Origin of the sequence: Micromonospora sp. WMMA1976 (genome assembly GCF_027497335.1) — a bacterium.
Classification (GTDB): domain Bacteria; phylum Actinomycetota; class Actinomycetes; order Mycobacteriales; family Micromonosporaceae; genus Micromonospora; species Micromonospora aurantiaca.
Map to the genome: position 1 here is coordinate 3515268 of NZ_CP114912.1, position 12788 is coordinate 3528055.

Annotated in this window: 13 protein-coding genes; 3 read left to right on the top strand and 10 right to left on the bottom strand. The window is 72.1% G+C overall.

Annotation, left to right across the window (positions count from 1 at the left end; all coding sequences use genetic code 11):
* Positions 1–130: 130 nt before the first annotated feature.
* The 6 genes from O7546_RS16350 to O7546_RS16375 form a co-directional block, all read right to left on the bottom strand.
* Positions 131–547: a barstar family protein gene (locus O7546_RS16350; RefSeq protein WP_194799196.1), complete on the bottom strand. Its 417-nt coding sequence runs from the start codon at positions 545–547 to the stop codon at positions 131–133.
* A 61-nt stretch (positions 548–608) separates the two neighbouring features.
* The gene (locus tag O7546_RS16355) at positions 609–1049 is read right to left on the bottom strand and encodes a ribonuclease domain-containing protein (RefSeq protein ID WP_194799195.1); all 441 of its coding nucleotides are present in this window, start codon (positions 1047–1049) and stop codon (positions 609–611) included.
* Between the two features lie 186 nt (positions 1050–1235).
* Entirely contained in the window at positions 1236–4145 is a 2910-nt protein-coding gene (locus O7546_RS16360) for a M36 family metallopeptidase (RefSeq protein ID WP_281599242.1), read from the bottom strand.
* A 251-nt stretch (positions 4146–4396) separates the two neighbouring features.
* Positions 4397–5650, bottom strand: coding sequence for a hypothetical protein (locus O7546_RS16365; RefSeq protein ID WP_194799193.1), 1254 nt, complete (start codon positions 5648–5650; stop codon positions 4397–4399).
* A gap of 164 nt (positions 5651–5814) precedes the next feature.
* On the bottom strand, positions 5815–6660 hold the full coding sequence (locus O7546_RS16370; RefSeq protein ID WP_194799192.1) for an alpha/beta hydrolase: 846 nt from the start codon (positions 6658–6660) through the stop codon (positions 5815–5817).
* 56 nt (positions 6661–6716) lie between these two features.
* On the bottom strand, positions 6717–6956 hold the full coding sequence (locus O7546_RS16375; RefSeq protein ID WP_064445718.1) for a winged helix-turn-helix domain-containing protein: 240 nt from the start codon (positions 6954–6956) through the stop codon (positions 6717–6719).
* 298 nt (positions 6957–7254) lie between these two features.
* Here O7546_RS16375 and O7546_RS16380 point away from each other — a divergent pair, with 298 nt between their 5' ends.
* Both O7546_RS16380 and O7546_RS16385 read left to right on the top strand, forming a co-directional pair.
* On the top strand, positions 7255–7530 hold the full coding sequence (locus O7546_RS16380; RefSeq protein ID WP_194799191.1) for a DivIVA domain-containing protein: 276 nt from the start codon (positions 7255–7257) through the stop codon (positions 7528–7530).
* A gap of 2 nt (positions 7531–7532) precedes the next feature.
* Positions 7533–7838, top strand: coding sequence for a hypothetical protein (locus O7546_RS16385; protein WP_194799190.1), 306 nt, complete (start codon positions 7533–7535; stop codon positions 7836–7838).
* On the opposite strand, the gene O7546_RS16390 is transcribed toward O7546_RS16385, so the two are convergent.
* Entirely contained in the window at positions 7766–8311 is a 546-nt protein-coding gene (locus tag O7546_RS16390; protein WP_194799189.1) for a hypothetical protein, read from the bottom strand. The two genes, O7546_RS16385 and O7546_RS16390, sit on opposite strands and share 73 nt — an antisense overlap.
* A gap of 343 nt (positions 8312–8654) precedes the next feature.
* Between O7546_RS16390 and O7546_RS16395 the strand changes: the two genes are divergently transcribed.
* Entirely contained in the window at positions 8655–9557 is a 903-nt protein-coding gene (locus O7546_RS16395) for a hypothetical protein (protein WP_194799188.1), read from the top strand.
* A gap of 32 nt (positions 9558–9589) precedes the next feature.
* Here O7546_RS16395 and O7546_RS16400 read toward each other — a convergent pair whose 3' ends face one another.
* The 3 genes from O7546_RS16400 to O7546_RS16410 all read right to left on the bottom strand — a co-directional run bounded on the left by O7546_RS16400 (position 9590) and on the right by O7546_RS16410 (position 12747).
* Positions 9590–10219 carry a VOC family protein gene (locus tag O7546_RS16400; RefSeq protein ID WP_269697140.1) on the bottom strand — a complete coding sequence of 210 codons (630 nt, stop codon included), beginning with the start codon at positions 10217–10219 and terminating at the stop codon, positions 9590–9592.
* A 77-nt stretch (positions 10220–10296) separates the two neighbouring features.
* Positions 10297–10854, bottom strand: a complete 558-nt coding sequence (locus O7546_RS16405; protein ID WP_269697141.1) for a M23 family metallopeptidase — start codon at positions 10852–10854, stop codon at positions 10297–10299.
* A gap of 102 nt (positions 10855–10956) precedes the next feature.
* Entirely contained in the window at positions 10957–12747 is a 1791-nt protein-coding gene (locus tag O7546_RS16410) for an ABC transporter ATP-binding protein (RefSeq protein WP_194799185.1), read from the bottom strand.
* Between the last annotated feature and the right edge of the window lie 41 nt (positions 12748–12788).

Here is a 12788-nt window from a genome sequence, read left to right on the forward strand (position 1 = left end):
CCCCGACCTGGCGCCCGGCTCGCCAGTTCCCCGAAGTGGCCGCATCCCCACTCACCGGACCCCACCACTTCCCCGACCTGGCGCACGGCCCACCACTAGGCCGGGGAAGTGGCGGGGAAACGGCACCCGGTCAGGCGGGCGCGGGTGGGCCGGCGAGCCGTCCGCCGAGCACGGCGGCGACGCGGTCGCGCAGGGCGGGCAGGCGGTCGGGGTGGTCGTGCAGCACCACCCGCAGCGTCTCGTGGCCACCGGCGGCGACCGCGCCCAGCACGTCCAGCAGCGTGCCGAGCTGGGCGGGCGGCTCGTCGGCGAGCAGGTCCGCCGCGTCGGTCACGACGACTGTCAGCGGACCGGCGTCGAGGCGGTCGGCGAGCGCGTCGGCGAGGGCGTCCCAGTTGCGGCCGTACCAGTCGGGCAGTTCCAGCGCACCGGCCAGCGTCTCGTGCAGCCCGGCCCGGGTGCGGCCGGCCGTACCGGAGACCGGCACACCGTCCGGTTCGGACGGAGTGCCGACGTACACGAGCCAGGCCGGCAGCCGCGTACCCATGATCCGTCCTTTCCCGACGGCGCCGACCGGGCACTGCGGGCCCGGCCGGCGTCGAGGCTGCTCAGAGCCGGTAGAAGTTGGCGTAGTGGTCGGGTGAGAACCAGGTCGCCCCGGTGCTCTTGTTGACCACGATCCGGTACGCGTCCCGGGAGGCGTTGCAGGCGCGCGGGTACACGTCGTACTCGTAGTAGGTGGCGCCGGTGGGCAGCTGTCCCTCGTAGTTGTAGAACCGGCCGCCGGCGAAGTTGCACTTGCCGCCGCTCCACGAGTACCAGCCGCGGCTGGTCGGGAAGCTCTTCGCGGACCAGCCGGATCGCGCGGTGCGCGCGTCGGCGCAGCGGGACTGCGTGCAGGAGCCGTAGACGGCTGCCGCAGCGGGCTCGGCGAGGCGGGTGGAGACCGTGGACGGTGCGACGAGCGCGGCGGCGGCCACGGCGGTGACCAGGGCGGACGCGGCGAGGGCGCGGCGTACGCGGGCGACGGCGGCGCGGAGCGGGGTCAAGGGATCCTCCTTGAACGGGACGACAGCGCATCGATCAGCATTGATGGCCGAACGATGCTCAGTCTGTCCGGGATCCTGCCCGCCGTACAGTCCCGATCCGGCGACGGCGATCCGAACCGCGCGTGAACACACGGTGGCGGGTGCGGACGGACGACAACGGCCGCCCGTCCGCACCCGCCGTGTGTGTCAGCGCGTGAACGCCTGGAACTCGGCGATCCGCACGTTCTGCGCCTGCGGGCTGGCGGTGGCGCAGTCGGTCGCCGCCCGCGGGTCGTCGTCCTGCTCACCGGCGTAGTCCGGCGCGCCCGTGCACTGGTTGGTCAGCACCTCGACGCGCAGGTGCGTGGCAGTGGTGCGCGGGATGTCGAACGACCGCATGATCAGCTCCGGCGCCCGGGGACGCGGCGCGACGGCCGGGAACGCGTCCGGCCGGCTGGTGTAGACCGGCCGGAAGTCCGCCGCGTCGGCGCAGGTCACCGGCCCCGTCGCGGTGCACGCCAGGACCCGGAACTGCCGCACCGCGGAGTACCGGCTCTGGGTTCCGGCGTCGGCGTCACCGGCGACCGGCGGGCGCAGCATGGCGCTCACCTGCACCCGGCGTACCTGCTGGACGTCACCGGCCAGGTCGACTGTGACCTGCCGGCCGGCGACCGGCGCGCCGAGCGCGGCCCAGTTGGTGGCCTCGTCCTCGTCGGCGATCTGCGGCAGGTTGATCCCGTCGCCGCTGACCGCCGCGCCCGCGGTGGCCGAGGCCAGGTTGGGTCGCAACGTCACCGGCAGTGTCCGGCTCTGACCCGCCTTTACGGTCACCGGGCCGATCCGGGTGTGACCGTAGCCGGGCGCCCGTACCACGAACTCGTACGTGCCGGGCACGAGGTCGACCCGGTCGGTGAGCGGGGTGGCCGCGTCGGTGTCCGCCACCGGCACGGCCCGGGCCTGGTAGCGCCCGACGAACAGCTGCGCGCCGGCCACCGGCCCGCGCTCGCCGACCGGCAGGAACCGCAGCGCGGCCTCCCGCGCGTACGGCGAGGTGAAGCCCGGCGTGGGGTCGGCGTCGGTGTGGCCGACGCTGGCCGCCGTCTCGCCGAGACCGCGCTTGGCGAACGCGTTCCAGAGCAGGTCCTGGTTGGCCCCGCCGAAGCGGATCCGGTCGGCGGCGAGCATCGCGTCCCGGGCGTCGACCATGCTGACCTGGCTGACCGACATCAGCAGGAACGAGTCGAAGACCAGCTGGATCCAACGCCGGTTACCGGGGCAGGCGGTGACGTCGCGGGCGCCGGTGGCGCACGCCTTCTGCACGGCCGGGGTGCCGCTGCCCCAGCGGCGCATCATGCCAGCCCGGATGTCGGCGTTCGTCGCGCTCCACAACTCGCCGGAGGCGTGCACCTGGAGGCCGACGAAGTCGTAGTCGACCGAGCTGTAGTTGAGCGGGCTGTCGCTCATGTTGTAGTTGCGGATACCCGCGTTCGGGTCCCCGGTGGTGTACTCGCCGATGGTGAAACCGCGCCGGCCGGGCGCGGCGTACCCGTGCTCGAAGAGGTACTCCATAGCGAGCTGGTCCGACCAGCTCTCGCTCATGCCCTGCGGCGAACTGACCCCGGCGCTCGGGCCGGCGATCATGCGGTTGGTGACCGCGTGGCCGTACTCGTGGGCGATCACCGACATGTCGAAGTCGCCGTCGACGCACGGCGCGTAGAACGAGCCCGCCATCGGCTGCCACAGGTACATGTTGGTGGTCGGCGCGACGCCGTCCGGCGGGGTGATCTGGTTGGCGTTGTTACGCGCCGCGAACGCGGGCGGACCGCCGCTGATGCCGCCGGCCTGAGCGTTGCCCTGCTCCGGGTCGTTACCGAGCCCGCCGCGGCCGAGGTTGTCCTGCTGCATGTTCCAGGTCTCCTCGGTGAACCCGAGGTGATAGGTCCAGTCGTGCATCCGGTTGTGCATGGCGAACAGGTTCGCCCGCGCCGCGTCGATGTCGTTCGCCTGCGGCGACGTGAACACCTCCGGGTTGCAGCGCTGCTCCTGCCACTGGTTCGTCCACGGGTAGTCGTACCGGCGGTCCGGGCGGGGCGTCGCGGTCTCGGTGCCGACGCTGAACGGGTCGTTGCTGTTCCAGTTCTGCACCGCGATCGCGTTGTTGCCCTTGGTCGTGGTGGTGGACTGGCCGGTGGCCGGGTCCACGTCCCACGCCGGGTGCCCGGGCACGCCCACCACCTCGGCGCAGCCGCGCGCCGGCACGGCGCACCACCGCTTGCGGGTGTCGGCCGACGACTTGTCGACACGCGGCGAGTTCGGGAAGACCTCCCACGAGGGGTGGTCGGCGTCGTGGTCGATCAGGTCCTCGCGGACCAGCACCGCGCCGTCGCGGGCGTCCACGTAGGTGGAGTAGGCAGCCGGGTCCGCGCCGGTGGTGTCCGCGCCGAGGACCACCTCCCACGCCGCGCGCGGCCCACGGTCCGCGGTGGGCACCGCGACCAATGAGGTACGCACGACCTGCGCGTCGGCACGGCCGGCGTCGGCGATCGCGGCCTGGCGGGCCTGCTCGGCGCTGATCGTGGCGGGGGCCGGTGTACCGGCGTCACGGGCGAGCGAGGAGCTGACGTGCCACACCGCTCCGTCGCGTACGCCGATCGACAGCATGCCGTCGACGGCGGCCGGCAGGTCACCGAAGCGCTGCCGGAACAGTACGGTGGCGCCCTGCCCCATCGGCGCCACGGTGAGCAGTTCCAGCGCGGCGGCACCCTCGGCGGTCAGGCCCAGCACGTCCCGGTTGGCTGCGACGTACGCGCGCGCGGCGGCGGCCGGGTCGGCGGGCAGCCCGGTGGCCAGGGGCTTGCCGGTGGAGGTGAGCGTGGCGGGCGTGCCGAAGTCGGTCCAGCGCACGCGGGCGCCGAGCGCGGCGGCGCGGTCGCGCTGCCGGTCGCTGGCGAGAACGCGGCCCTTGCGGTTGTCAGTGGCCTTGGTGTCGTGCCGGTCGCCCGGCAGGTGGTCGGGTGGCGCCTGGGTACGGGTCTGTTCCCGGGGTGCCGCCTGGCCGCCGCCAGCGGCGGTCAGGACCAGACCGGCTGCCAGCAGCAGCGCGGTGGTCCCCGTCAACGCACGGGATGGTGTGCGCACGGTCCCTCCTGTCATCGTCGAACGGCGATGTCCGTTCCGCCATCCGACCAGGACGATCAACCGTTCGACACCAGCCGAACATCCATAAATGTTGCTGCGTCGATTTCTCTGCGGCGCTGTCTCACCAGACGAGACACGAATAGATCTTGGTACGAGACGGCCCCCATGAGGGCCCTTTCGTACCAAGATCTCCACAGCGTCAGCAGCTATCAGGTCACGTTCTCTCCTGATCAAGCGTCGCCACTCTTCTCCTTGAGTTCGTCGTCCTCCCCGCGCCGACGCAGTGCCCACCCGCCGACCCGCCCGGAGAGCTTGCCGGTCGCCCATTTCGCCCGGTCGAAGGTGTCGTTGCCGAGGCGCCGAGCGGCGTCCACGCCGTCTGCTCCGGTCTCGAGAGCCTTGTCTCTCGCCTCCTTGGCCGCGTCCGTCCATCGTCTCGCCTCCGACGACTGCCGATCACCCTCGATCCCGAGCCGCCCGTGGAAGGTGACGATGGCGGCGGAGACGTGGTTGCTCGACTTCACCACCGCCGGTGAGTCCATCGGGTTCAGCAGCACCTTGGCGTTCGCCCTGCCCGCGGCCGCTTCCATGCGAGCCAGCAGACGCTCGGTGCACCGGGAGATGAGTTCGAGCCGGTTCTGCCGGGCGTTCCTCAGCCCGACGCGATGCCCGTCCAACTCGTCCGGCGACGCATCCAGCACCCGGTCGAGTTCGAGCACGGCGATCGCGTCCTGCAGCTGGAAGCAGCGGGCCAGGACGACGAGCCACTCCTGCGCCTTGGACTCCGCTTCCCTGGCCGCCTTGGCGAGATCACCGATAGCGGCTTTACGCTCCAACTTCTCCGCGAGCGCGTCGAGCTGACGCAACGCGTACGCCTGGGTTTCTGCGATCGTCGCCGGCGCGCCCTGCACCTTCGACCACGTGACCTCGTCGACCCGACCCCGCTGCTCGCGAATGGTCATGGACTCCTCGATGACGAAGCCCACGCCGATCATTCGGGCCAGCACCGCGTCCTTCTGGGCGCGGAGCACATCGTCGACCTTCTCGTCGATTGTGGCGAGATAGTCGGTGATCTCCTTCATGCTCTGCTGCATCGCGAGCTGCGCCATGAGTCCGGCGGCGCCGGCCAGCAGCGCCGGATTGCCGACCATCGACGCCTTGTCGATTTGGAGCCATTTGTGGATCGAGCCCGGATCGCCGACCATCGCGTGGCTGACACCTGGAGTCTTGGTCGGCATCAGCCCGTGCTTGTGCACGAGTTGGGCCGATTCCTTTGTCAGCTGCACCCAGCGGCCCGAGTTGGCGGCGATCTCGGAACCGGCCTGAGCCGCTGCCGTCCCCACCGTGAGCACAGACCCGAGCCGAGGCAGCCCGAGGTCCTTCGACGGCAGGCCCTCGGAGACGAGGAAACGTTCGACAGCCCTCGGCTCTCCGATGACCGCCAGTCCGTCGCCGTCGCTGATCAGCTGAATCTCGTTACCCATTGCCGGCTCCTGACAGCTGGGAGGGGAGAGCGACCCTGTCCGCTCTGTTCGCTGTGGCCTTGGGACTCTAGCCGTCCCGCCGACGGGACGGGTGTACCCGTACGTATCGATCTCCGCGACACGCCGCTACCGATGGCTCCCGCTTTCAGGTTCCGGACGTCGGCTCACACCGTCGCATCGAGGAAGGTGGCCACGACCCGACGGAAGCCGTGTGGATTCTCGACCCACGGCAGGTGACCGGACCCGGGGAGGCTGACCCGCTCGCAGTTCGGCAGCGCCTGCTCCAGCGAGTCGACGCCCCAGCGGGGACGGATGTCCTCGGGTCCGTCGATGATCAGCACGGGCAGGTCGAGTGTCCGGCACCGCGCCGCGATGTCGCAGGTGCGGAGTTCCTGCTTGACCTCGGCGTTGATGGCCCGGTTGCAGTCGTGGTTGATGCCCAGCCACGGCGTGGCCATGCCCTCGGCGTGCGTCATGGAGGCGTCAGGGTCGGCGAAGTCGGCCGACCATTGCAGGACCGCCCGTTCGCGTTCCTCCGCAGGAGTGAGGGTGCGCGCACCCAGCGCCTCCCACCGGTTCAGATGGGGCCCGAGCCGCCGCCGGAGATTCCGCTCGTAGTGCGGGTGCCAGCCGCGATCGGGGTCGATGCCGGTGCCGGACACGTAGATCAGGTGACTGACCCGTTCCGGGTGCTCGATCGCGTACCGCAGCGCCAGGTGCGCGCCCCACGAGTGGCCCAGCACCGCCGTTCGCGGTCCGGCCAGGTGTTCGCGTACCACGTCGAGGTCGGCGACGAAGCGGTCGATCGTGTACGGACCGCGCCGCTCGGAGCGCCCGCAACCACGCTGGTCCCACCGGATGACGCGGGCGCGATCGTCGAGCAGCCGGGCGACCGGGCCGAGGTAGTCCCACATGCCCGGGCCGCCGTGACAGAGCACCAGCGGCGCGCCGGCGCCGACCCGGTCGGCCCACAGGCGACAACCGTCTTCGGTACGCACGTCCGCAGTCATCGCCGACAGTATGGCGAGTCGCGCGCCGGCCGGTGGACCTGCTGGGCTGACGCCGGTTACGGCTCTCTCATCCAGGTCTTCGGGTCGGTCACGAAGACGCCCTTGCCCTGCTGCCGCCGGATCACCCGCAACGCTTCGAGACGCGCATACGCCATCTGCACGGTCCCATGACTGACGTCGTAGCGATCGCGCAGTTCAGCGATCGAGGGCAGCTTGTCCCCCGGCTTCAGCTTCTTTCCCCTGACGTCGGCGATCACATCGTCGGCGATGCGCCAGTAATCCGGCACTTCTCGCATGGCACTCCTCGCGTGGCGATCCGATTCGATCACACCGCGACTCGCCTAACAAGCAGCGTTGACTCATCTGACATGTCTAGTTAAGTTGCTTCCGGGCCGTTCCTCGCGTGGCAACGAGTTCGGCTCATCCCCCGGTCGGGGCGGGTGTGCGTACCCGTCCCGACCCTCCGGACAGCTCCGCCTCCGTACCGCCGATCCGGGCTGCGAGGGCGGAGCGGGCGGGCCGCCCGCGGCCGGCGTGCGGACGGCCCGCCCTTCCAGACCCACCGCGTCTCCGCCTGCCCTGGAAAGGACCGAAGTGACGCAGTATCGATCCGGCCGGATCTACTTGACCGGCCTACCGGCCCGGATGACCCCGCACGAGGTGCGCACCCACGTCTTCGACGCCCGCAGGCGCGGCGTCGACCCCGATCAGGTACGCGAGTTCCAGGCCCGGGTCGCCGACGAGCTGACCGAGCTGAACCGGCAGGTACGCCTGCTCGCGCAGGAGAACGAAAGGCTGAAGCGCGCCCTGCGGGACTGGCAGACCATGCACGCCCGGGAGTGCCGCCCGCCGAACGACGGCCACTGGTAGCGGTGCGCCCACAGCCCGGCGACCTGCTGCGCGTCGACGGCCGCGCGTCGGTGCAGTTCGGCGGCGACCGGGAGCTCACGTTCCGGGTCGTGTCGGTCGGCGCCGAGATGACGCACATGGGCTGGATCTGGCTGACCGGCTACGTGCTCAACCGCCGGGGCACCGCGACCGCGAAGCGGGACATCTTCGTGCAGCTCGCAGGGCTGCGCCGGGCCGGCGAGCCGATGCCGCACTGTCAGTCCTGGGTGCCGGCGAACAGCATCCAGGCGTCGATCTCGGTCGGTGCCAGCGGCCGCGCCGGCAGATAGGACGCCAGATCACGGAAGTCCGCCACGGCGTTGTGCACGCACACCGCGAGCGAGAAGTGCAGCAGTTCCCGCGCCACCTGCGCGTCGGGCGCCGTGACGTCGCCGAGCAGCGGGCTGCGCACGTCGAGCGCGAACACCACGTGACAGGCGCTCTGGTCGGCCTTCACGACGCAGTAGTAGCGCCCCGCCTCCGCCAGCCGGTTACGGATGTTCGCCCAGGCCATCGCCCCGGAGATGTCCGGCACGTCGGCGCCGGCCACGCAGGCCATCCGGAACACCCAGCGGGCCGGGTCATCCGGCGAGACCGCGCCGTAGACCAGCACCAGGCCGCCGCGGTGGAACACGGCGAAGCCCTGCACGTCGGGGGTGAGGTGCAGGAAGTCCGGGATCCAGACCCGGTCGTACTGCCGCTCGGCCAGGGACCGTAGGTATGTCACGGCCTGGCCGGCGGCCTGACGAGCGTCTACGCCCATGCGTTCTGGTCCTCCCCCGAAGGATCGCGGAGCCTCACGCTACGAAGCGCTTCGATCACGGATCAAGGTGCGCCGATCGACTCTGGATGGTCGGTCCCGTGAACGGGACCGAAACCGCCCTGAGTCCCACGGATAGGACTACGGGACGGCTCGTCCGATCGGTCAGCGCCCGCCCCTGAGCCGGGCGGAAGCGCCGTGCGCGCGGCTGCGCGCGTACACCGGTCGGGGTTGTTAGCGTGGATCGCGGACCGCCACGGCGGTCCGGCCACCCCTCGCCCGACGGCCCGCGCGTCCCGGTGACGCCGCGGGACGCGGTGCTGCGATCCGGCATGGAGGGGGTGCGATGACCGCGGTGCCGGAGGGGCCCGAGCCGGGCGGCGGCCGGCCGAAGCCCGGCGCGCCGGTGGACAGCCGGCGGCGGCGGTGGGCCGGACGGGCGCGGGCGCTGGGCGAAGCGGCGCGCGTGCGGACCCGGCGTTTCTGGGACGGCGCGCAGCCGACGCTGCGGCAGCTCTGGTGGACCGAGGAGCCGGTGACGGCGGTGACCACAGTCGACCGGCGCGTCCCGGAGCCGCTCGCGGTGCCGGCGCAGGGCCAGGTGTACGTGTTCCTGGTGCGCGCCACCTACACCTGGTCGTCGGAGACGGCCCGGCCGGAGTTGTTCGGCTGGTACGTGGACTACTTCCAGCAGCAGGCCACGCAACGCCTGCACCGGCTGGCCGTGCGGTGCGCGGCGGAGGTGCCGCCGCACCGCCCGCGCGACCTGCACGCCGCGTTGACCGCCGCGCTCGCCGACGAGGATCCGCCGCCCTGGACGTACGCGCGCGGCGAGGTGACGTTCGCCTGCGAGCCGGACGTCACCGTCCACCTGGACGAGCGGGTGCGCAAGCTGCTCCAGCCGTACTGGGAGCAGCGCATCGCGCTGGAGTGCGAGCGTGACCTGGCCCGGCGTCGCGCCGAGTACGCCGAGGAACGCGACCGGCGTGAACGACCGACGACGGCGCGGGCCGGGAAGGACGGCGAGCCGGCCGCCACGGCACCGCCTGCCGACGGGAGCGGACCGGCGGGAGCGGTACGGGACGCGCGAGGGAGGCCCGGCGAGGCGGGGCGGGCGCGGCGTGGAGCGCGGCCGGACGGACCGGTGGAGTCGTTCACCCCGCTGGAACCGCTGCTCCCCCCGCCCGTGCCGCGCACCGCTCCGGGACAGCGGCCCCGCCCGGGCGAGCCGGAGCCGCCCCAGGGCTGAGCCGGGACTGGCCCAGGTCCGAGCCGCGACGGTCAGCCCGGAACGGCGGCCGCCTCGGGGCGGGCCTGCCGGGCGGCCAGGTACGCGGCGAGCCCGGTGGCGTCCTCGGTGGCCAGGAACGCGCCGCGCGCGTTGACCAGCGTCTCGTCGGCGTGGGTGAGGCAGCCCCAGACCGTGTCGCCCCACGAGTCGGCGAGCTTGACCTCGGCCGGCTCGGTGCAGGGCTCGCCGCGCGGACCGCCGATCTGGCAGTGCGCGGGCGCGCCGTCGCGCCGGGCGGCGACCTGAGCGGCCCGGCGGACCGGCGCGGGCCGCCCGTCCGGTTCGGCCTGGGGTGCGGGCACTTCGAGCGCGCGGGTGAACAGGATCGTGTTGCCGGCGGGGTCGACTGTGCGGCACTCGCCGCCGGGAGCGGTCTCGACCCGGTGACCCGCCGCGACGAGGCGTTCGGTGGTCGCGGCGACGTCGTCGACGTGGAGGTACAGCGTGGCCGGGGCCGGGGCGCCCTCGACGATCAGCAGGTTCAGGTCGCCGCAGCGCAGGCGCGACCGGCCGTCCTCGCCGGGCTGCCCGGTGTAGCCGAACAGCGCGTAGAACCGGCCGGCCGCGTCGGCGTCACCGACGTTCAGCACCGGGACCTGACCCTGAACTCCGCTGCGCACCGCGCCACTCTACCCATTGGTGCTCTGTAAATCACGTCTTGCAGATCGGGTTTCTGCCCCGGCGGCCCGACCCCGGATCAGCAGCCGTTGGTGCTGGTCTGGTTGCGCTTCAGCCCGTCGGACCAGGTGACGCCCTGGACGACGGCCACCACCACGCTGCCGTCGTGGATCTGCTCGTAGTGCAGGTGCGGGCTGAGGTCGTACTTCGCCGACGTCGCGCCGACCCGGCCGATGACGTCTCCGCGCTTCACGGTGTCGCCAGTGGCCACGGCGCGCGAGTCGAGGTGGGCATACCGGGTGCGCCAGCCGTCGCCGTGTCCGATGACGATGGTGTTGCCGTAGCCGGAGGTGGTGGAGTAGTACGACTCCAGCACGGTGCCGGCGGCGCTGGCGACGGTACGGCGACCGAGATCGTCGGGGCTGCCGTTGGCGTCGTAGTGGTTCCAGTCGATGGCGTGGGCGGGGCTGTGCCCGTTCCAGTTGTTGCCCTGCCAGGTCTGGCCGCACAGGAACGGCATCCGGAAGCCCGGCCGGGCGGCCTGCGCGGGCTGCACACCGAGCATCGCACCGGCGACGACGGCGGTCGTGAGCAGCGCCGGCACGCGCCGCCGGGCGGCGGTGGTCATCAGCGACATCGTTCCCCTCCTCGCATCGAGTGACACGGATCGATGCTAGGGGTGGCGCAGGGTCAGGTAAATACCTACAGCAATGAACGCCCGATCAAAACTTTCCTACGTTCAACCGACCAGGGCGGCGTAGCGGCCGCGACGGTCCAGCAGCGCGTCGTGGGTGCCTGATTCGACGATCCGGCCGTGGTCGAGCACCGCGATGCGGTCGGCGCCGCGGACGGTGGAGAGCCGGTGCGCGATGGTCACCACCGTGCGGCCCCGGGCCAGCTCGTCCAGCGCCCGCTGGACCGCGCGTTCGGTCTCGGTGTCCAGCGCGCTCGTCGCCTCGTCCAGCACCAGGATCCGCGGGTCGCGCAGCAGCGTGCGGGCGATCGCCAGGCGCTGCTGCTCGCCGCCGGAGAACCGGTGGCCGCGCGAGCCGACCAGGGTGTCGTACCCGTCGGGCAGCGCGGCGACGAGGTCGTGGATGCGGGCGGCGCGGGCGGCGGCCTCGATGTCGGCGTCGGTGGCGTCCGGGCGGGCGTACCGGAGGTTGTCCCGCACGGTGCCGTGCAGCAGGTACGTCTCCTGGCTGACCACGCCCACGACGGCGGCCAGGTCGGCCGGGCGCAGGTCGCGCAGGTCGATCCCGTCGATGGTGATGCGGCCGGCGTCCGGATCGTGCAGCCGGCTGATCAGCGCGGCGAGTGTGCTCTTGCCGGAGCCGGTCTCCCCCACCAGGGCGAGGCTGGTGCCGGCCGGGACGTCCAGGCTGACGCCCGCGAGGGCGGCGGTGTCGCTGCCCGGGTAGCTGAAGGTGACGTCCTCGATCCGCAGGTGGCCGCGGGCGGTGGCCGGGTCCAGCGGGACCGGGCGGGCCGGCTCGGCGACCTCGACGGGCAGGTCGAGGTATTCGAAGATGCGGGCGAACAGGGCGAGCGACGCGGTGAGCGTGACGCCGACGTTGAGCAGGCCCATCAGCGGCCGGAACAGGTTGCCCTGGAGCGCGGTGAACGCGACGAGCGTGCCGATGGTGAGCGTGCCTGCGGTGCCGGGCAGGCCGGCGCTCAGGTAGATCACCGCGGGGATGGCGGCGAAGACGATGCTCATGGCGGCCATCCGCCAGCGCCCGGCCAGCTCCGAGCGCAGTTCCAGGTCGACCAGGCGGGCCGAGGAGGCGGTGAACCGGTCGACCAGGGCCGGGCCGGTGCCGAGCGTTTTGGCCAGCCGTACGCCGCTCACCGACAGCCCTTCCTCGATGGTCACGGTGAGGTCGGCCAGTTCACGCTGGCGCTGGGCGGTGATCTCCCGGCGCAGCCGGGCGACCCGACGGGTGAGCCAGAGCGCGGGCGGCAGCACGACCGCCGAGACGAGGGTGAGGCGCCAGCTCAGCGCCAGCATGGCGATGGTGGTGGCGACCACTGTGGTGAGGTTGGCGGCGATCGAGGTGGCGGTGGAGGTGACGACCGACTGCATGCCGCCGATGTCGTTGGTGATGCGGGACTGGACCTCGCCGGTGCGGGTGCGGACGAAGAAGCCGATCGACTGGCGCTGGAGGTGGGCGAAGACGTCGGTGCGCAGCCGGTGCATGACCTGCTGGCCGACGCGGGTGGAGATCAACGTCTGGGCGACGCCGAGTACGGCGGTGACGGCGGCGACCGCGACCATGCCCGCGACCAGCCAGGCCAGCAGCGTCAGGTCACGCTCGGGCAGGGCCCTGTCGATCACGGTACGCAGCAGGAACGGCGTGGCCATCGCGATGATCGAGGACGCCACGATGATCGCCACCACGGTGGCGAGCGGGCCGCGGTGGGCGGTGAACAGGCCGCCGATGCGGCGCAGGGACACGTCGCGGGCCTGGGCCTTCTCGGCGGGGGAAACGGTGCGGCCGTCACGGCGGCCGTCGGGGATGCGATCCAACTGTGCTCCTCGTGTGGGGGACGATGCTGAGGTTACCTCAA

What these genes read in the sequence shown, in the direction of transcription:
- O7546_RS16350 (WP_194799196.1), bottom strand. Translation starts at nt 547, where the DNA reads ATGGGTACGCGGCTGCCGGCCTGGCTCGTGTACGTCGGCACTCCGTCC.
- O7546_RS16365 (WP_194799193.1), bottom strand. Translation starts at nt 5,650, where the DNA reads ATGGGTAACGAGATTCAGCTGATCAGCGACGGCGACGGACTGGCGGTC.
- O7546_RS16370 (WP_194799192.1), bottom strand. Translation starts at nt 6,660, where the DNA reads ATGACTGCGGACGTGCGTACCGAAGACGGTTGTCGCCTGTGGGCCGAC.
- O7546_RS16375 (WP_064445718.1), bottom strand. Translation starts at nt 6,956, where the DNA reads ATGCGAGAAGTGCCGGATTACTGGCGCATCGCCGACGATGTGATCGCC.
- O7546_RS16390 (WP_194799189.1), bottom strand. Translation starts at nt 8,311, where the DNA reads ATGGGCGTAGACGCTCGTCAGGCCGCCGGCCAGGCCGTGACATACCTA.
- O7546_RS16395 (WP_194799188.1), top strand. Translation starts at nt 8,655, where the DNA reads ATGACCGCGGTGCCGGAGGGGCCCGAGCCGGGCGGCGGCCGGCCGAAG.
- O7546_RS16405 (WP_269697141.1), bottom strand. Translation starts at nt 10,854, where the DNA reads ATGTCGCTGATGACCACCGCCGCCCGGCGGCGCGTGCCGGCGCTGCTC.